The organism is Actinoplanes sp. NPDC026619, assembly GCF_040638295.1.
In the GTDB taxonomy this organism is placed as follows: Bacteria; Actinomycetota; Actinomycetes; order Mycobacteriales; family Micromonosporaceae; genus Actinoplanes.
Map to the genome: position 1 here is coordinate 1 of NZ_JBEZYA010000077.1, position 3,171 is coordinate 3,171.

A 3,171-nucleotide genomic window follows, 5' to 3' on the forward strand; every position below is an offset into this window, starting at 1 on the left:
GCGCTGTTTACGTATGGCTGTCTGCTCATTGGTTCCCGACAACCGAAGAGGAGACAGGATGAACGACCCGTTGCGGGTCCGGATCAGCGGCCCGCTGGCCGTGCATGCCGACGGGCTGCGCGCCGAACTGGAAGCCCGCGGTTATACGCCGGGCTCGGCGGCGCTGCAGCTGCAAGTGGCGGCGAAGCTGAGCAGGTGGATGCAGGTGAGGGGCCTCGGCCTGGACGACCTGGCCAACGCCACGCACGTGGTCGAGTTCTTCGCGCAGCGCAGGGCGAGAGGGCTGAAGTGCCACATCTCGCCGAGGGCAGTGGCGTGGCTGATGGAGTACCTATCCGCCTGCGGGTCGCTGCCTCTTCCGGCTCCCGCGCCGGTGTCGCCGGCGGATCGTCTGCTGGACAGGTATCGCAGTTACCTGCTGCGAGAACGCGGGCTGGCGCTGGGCACGACGGCGCGTTACCTGGAGCTGGCACATCGGTTCCTCAGCTCATGCCCACCGCTGGGAGACTCGCCGGCCAGCGGCGTGACCGCCCCTGCGGCACTCGCCTTCCTGGCTGCGGAGTGCGAGGGCAAGAGTGCTGGATGGGCGGGCTGCGTCACGGTCGCGGTCCGCTCCCTGCTCCGGTTTTTGCACCTGGACGGCATGCTGGCCGCGCCGCTGGCGCAGGCGGTGCCGATGCCGGCGCAGTGGCGGCTGGCGTCGCTGCCCTCCCCAGTCAGCCAGGAGGCGCTGGCAGCCCTGCTGGCCAGCTGCGACCGGGGCACGCCCGCCGGCCGCCGGGATTACGCGGTGCTCGTCGTCCTGTCGCGGCTGGGCCTGCGGGCTGCCGAGGCTGCTGGGCTTCAGCTGTCTGACGTCGGCTGGCGCGAGGGCACTCTGCGGGTCCGCGGCAAGGGATCGCGCATCGACGTGCTTCCGCTCCCGGCTGACGCCGGGACCGCGATCGCCGAGTATGTGGGCGACGGCCGTCCCCGCAAGGCGGAAGGCCCGCTGTTCTGGCGGGCCTGCGCGCCGCCCGGCGGCCTGTCGCCCACCGGGGTGACCGGCATCGTCTACCGGGCCTGCGAGCGCGCCGGCCTTCCCTTGGCCGGGGCGCACCGGCTCCGGCATGCCGCCGCCACCGCGATGCTCAGTGGCGGTGCGTCGCTACCGCAGATCGCCCAGGTGCTCCGGCATTCCGACATCGAGACCACGGCGATCTATGCCAAGGTCGACCGGCAGGCGCTGGAGGCGCTGGCCCTGCCGTGGCCGGGAGGCACGGCATGACCGACTTCCGGAAAGCCGCCGCGGACTATCTCGCGCTGCGTCGCGCGCTCGGCTTCAAGCTCACCCAGCCGGGACGGATGCTGGCCAGCTTTGCCGACTACCTGCACGAGCACGCAGCTGGGCGGATCACGGTCACGATCGCGCTGGAATGGGCGATCCTGCCCGCCGGTGCCAGCTGCTGGTGGTGGCAGCAGCGGCTCAGCGTGGTCCGCGGGTTCGCTCGCTACCTGCAGGCGTTCGACCCGGATACCGAGATTCCGCCGCCTGGCCTGATCCATTCCCCGGCCCCCCGCGTCGCGCCGCCCGTCTTTTCCGAGGGCGAGGTCGCCGGCCTGATGGACGCGGCCGGGCTCCTGCCGCAGCCGCCGCGCGCCGCGACCTACAGGACGCTAATTGGGCTGGTGGCGGTAACAGGCATGCGGATCGGCGAGGCGATCGCCCTTGACGACACCGACGTGGACCCGCCCGAGCGACTGATTGTGATCCGGGACGGCAAGTTCGGCAAGTCGCGCCAGCTCGTCATTCACCCGACGACAGCCGCTGCGCTGGTCGGCTACGCCCAGGTCAGGGAGGAGCACTTCCCCCGGTCGGCGTCGGGCGCGTTCTTCGTGTCGCTGAAGGGCACACGGCTGCACTACTCGAACGTCTCGGCCCTGTTCCGGAGGCTTGCCGGCCAGGCCGGCATCGCCTGCCGGGACGGACGCTCCCCGAGGATGCACGACATGAGGCACAGCTTCGCGATGACCACGCTGGCCGGCTGGTACGCGGCCGGCGCCGATACCGGGCCGCTGCTACCGGCCTTGTCGGCCTATCTCGGACACGTAGATCCCGCCGGGACGTACTGGTACCTGTCCGCTTCGCCAGAGCTGCTCGCCTTGGCAGCCCGACGGCTCGAGAGCAGCATGGAGGACAACTCATGACGCTGATCGCCCCGACGACGGAGGCATTCTTCACCAGCCGGCTGGCCGCCCAGCGCAAGGCCAGCCCGAACACGATCACCGCTTACCGCGACAGCCTGAAGCTGCTGCTCGGCTTCGCCTCCCGGCAGGTCGGCAAGCCGGCCTCCCGGCTGGACTTCGCCGACCTGGACGCCACGGTGATCGGCGCGTTCCTGGACCACCTCGAACACGACCGCGGCGTCACCGCGAGGACCCGCAACGCCCGACTCGCTGCGGTCCGGTCCCTGTTCGCTTTCGCGGCCCTGCGCCACCCTGAACACGCCGCGCTCATCCAGCGGGTCCTGGCGATCCCCGGCAAACGCCGCGACCGCACCGACGTCTCCTTCCTGACCAGGAAGGAGACAGACGCGCTGGTCGACACCCCGGACAAGGCCACGCGGATCGGGCGGCGCGATCGCGCCCTGCTTGCACTGGCCGCCCAGACCGGGCTGCGGGTCTCCGAACTGGCCGCGCTGCGCCGCCGGGATCTACACCTGGGCACCAGCCCTTACCTCACCTGCACCGGCAAAGGGCGCAAGGAGCGCAGCACCCCACTCACCACGCCGGTCGCGAAGGTCGTCACCGCATGGCTCCGGGAGATCCCCAGCGACCCAGCCGCGACACTGTTCCCGGGGCCGCGCGGCGGCCCGCTCAGCCGGGACGCCATCCGCCGCCTGGTCACCAAACACTGCCGCGCCGCCGCAGCCAAGTGCCCGTCGTTGAAGGACAAACACGTCACCCCGCACACACTCCGGCACTCGTGCGCTATGTCACTGCTCCATGCTGGCACCGACCCATCCACGATCGCGCTCTGGCTGGGCCATGAGCAGATCGCCACCGTCCAGATCTACCTCCACGCCGACCTCTCCCTCAAGGAGAAGGCGCTCGCCAAGGCAGGCGGTCCACAGGCTGCCGCCGGCCGCTACCGCGCTCCAGACTCGCTGATCGCGTTCCTGGACAGCCTCT

General features: G+C 70.8%; 3 protein-coding genes. All 3 read left to right on the forward strand.

Features of this window, described 5'->3' with window-relative positions; all coding sequences use genetic code 11:
* Positions 1 to 58: 58 nt before the first annotated feature.
* Positions 59 to 1,267 carry a site-specific integrase gene (locus AB0E90_RS51510; RefSeq protein WP_360421179.1) on the forward strand — a complete coding sequence of 403 codons (1,209 nt, stop codon included), beginning with the start codon at positions 59 to 61 and terminating at the stop codon, positions 1,265 to 1,267.
* Positions 1,264 to 2,187 carry a tyrosine-type recombinase/integrase gene (locus tag AB0E90_RS51515; protein WP_360421181.1) on the forward strand — a complete coding sequence of 308 codons (924 nt, stop codon included), beginning with the start codon at positions 1,264 to 1,266 and terminating at the stop codon, positions 2,185 to 2,187. Before AB0E90_RS51510 ends, AB0E90_RS51515 begins: the two co-directional genes overlap by 4 nt.
* Positions 2,184 to 3,171, forward strand: a 988-nt coding sequence (locus AB0E90_RS51520) for a tyrosine-type recombinase/integrase (protein ID WP_360421183.1), incomplete at its 3' end; no start/stop codon positions are given. The genes AB0E90_RS51515 and AB0E90_RS51520, both read left to right, overlap by 4 nt.

Bases quoted from the DNA above. Each gene is read 5' to 3' on its own strand.
- AB0E90_RS51510 (WP_360421179.1), top strand. From the start codon at position 59: ATGAACGACCCGTTGCGGGTCCGGATCAGCGGCCCGCTGGCCGTGCAT.
- AB0E90_RS51515 (WP_360421181.1), top strand. From the start codon at position 1,264: ATGACCGACTTCCGGAAAGCCGCCGCGGACTATCTCGCGCTGCGTCGC.